Here is a 541-nt window from a genome sequence, read left to right on the forward strand (position 1 = left end):
TCTTGCCGCTCGTCGCGGCGGCGCCGCCGTTGTCGCCGGAGGAGGAGTTCTTGGTCGTACCGCCGCACGCGGCGGCGCCGACGGCGAGCGCGGCGGTGAGAGCCACGGCCGCCAGGGGACGCTTGATCATGGGGGTTCCTTTTCTTCGGTCACTGGTCAGGAGGAGGCGGACGGGGATCCGCGGGGATGTCGTCGCGTCTCGCGTACCGTCGCCACGATCCGCGGCGTGAGCACGCCACGATCCGCGGCGTGAGCACCGAGACGATGAGGAGGAGCCCGGTGACGATCGACTGGATCTCGGTCGCGACGTCACGGAGCATGAGCAGATTGCGGAGCAGACCGATCAGCAGCACACCCGCGACCACGCCCCCGAGCGTGCCCTTGCCACCATCGAAATCCACCCCGCCCAGCAACACCGCCGCGATAACAGCCAACTCCATACCCAGGCCGTTATCGGCCCGCGCACTGCCATACCGCAGCGTGTAGATCACCCCGGCAAAAGCCGAGACCACACCGGAGACCACGAACAGCAAAAGCTTGA

Annotated in this window: 1 protein-coding gene; it reads right to left on the reverse strand. The window is 67.5% G+C overall.

The annotated features are described in order from the left end of the window. Window positions 1-149: 149 nt before the first annotated feature. Window positions 150-541: ABC transporter permease subunit (locus ACFFNX_RS52250; RefSeq protein ID WP_446678585.1), on the reverse strand; the 392-nt coding region annotated here is incomplete at its 5' end.

This window comes from Actinoallomurus acaciae, from assembly GCF_042429965.1.
Classification (GTDB): domain Bacteria; phylum Actinomycetota; class Actinomycetes; order Streptosporangiales; family Streptosporangiaceae; genus Actinoallomurus; species Actinoallomurus acaciae.